Source organism: Pseudomonas luteola NBRC 103146, from assembly GCF_002091675.1.
Taxonomy (GTDB): Bacteria; Pseudomonadota; Gammaproteobacteria; order Pseudomonadales; family Pseudomonadaceae; genus Chryseomonas; species Chryseomonas luteola.
In genome coordinates, this window is sequence record NZ_BDAE01000093.1 from 1 (window position 1) to 766 (window position 766).

A 766-nucleotide genomic window follows, 5' to 3' on the forward strand; every position below is an offset into this window, starting at 1 on the left:
TTGCGCTCGGCCCAGTGGTTTGGCAATGCCGACAAGAACGGTTTCATGTATCGCAGCTGGATGAAGAACCAGGGTATTCCGGACCATGAGTTCCAGGGCAAACCCATCATCGGGATCTGCAACACCTGGTCCGAACTTACCCCCTGCAACGCCCACTTCCGCAAGATTGCCGAGCACGTCAAGCGCGGCGTCTACGAAGCTGGCGGCTTTCCCGTTGAGTTTCCCGTTTTCTCCAATGGCGAGTCCAACCTGCGACCCACCGCCATGCTGACCCGCAACCTCGCCAGCATGGACGTGGAGGAAGCCATCCGCGGCAACCCGGTCGATGCCGTGGTGCTGCTGACCGGCTGCGACAAGACCACTCCTGCGCTACTGATGGGCGCTGCCAGCTGCGACGTACCCGCCATCGTGGTGACCGGCGGGCCGATGCTTAACGGCAAGCACCATGGTCGCGACATCGGTGCCGGTACCATCGTCTGGCAGATGCACGAGGCCTATAAGGGTGGGCTGATCGACCTGAACGAGTTCCTCTCTGCTGAAGCCGGCATGTCCCGTTCGGCCGGTACCTGTAACACCATGGGTACTGCCTCCACCATGGCCTGCATGGCGGAAGCCCTGGGCGCCTCGCTCCCGCACAACGCCGCGATCCCAGCCGTGGATTCGCGTCGCTATGTACTGGCGCACCTCTCTGGCATGCGTATCGTGGACATGGTGCATGAGGACCTTCGCCTGTCGAAGATCCTGACCAAGGAAGCCTTCGAGAATG

Annotated in this window: 1 protein-coding gene; it reads left to right on the plus strand. The window is 61.6% G+C overall.

Features of this window, described 5'->3' with window-relative positions; all coding sequences use genetic code 11:
* Positions 1-766: dihydroxy-acid dehydratase domain-containing protein (locus tag PLU01S_RS25225; protein WP_174588329.1), on the plus strand; the 766-nt coding region annotated here is incomplete at both ends.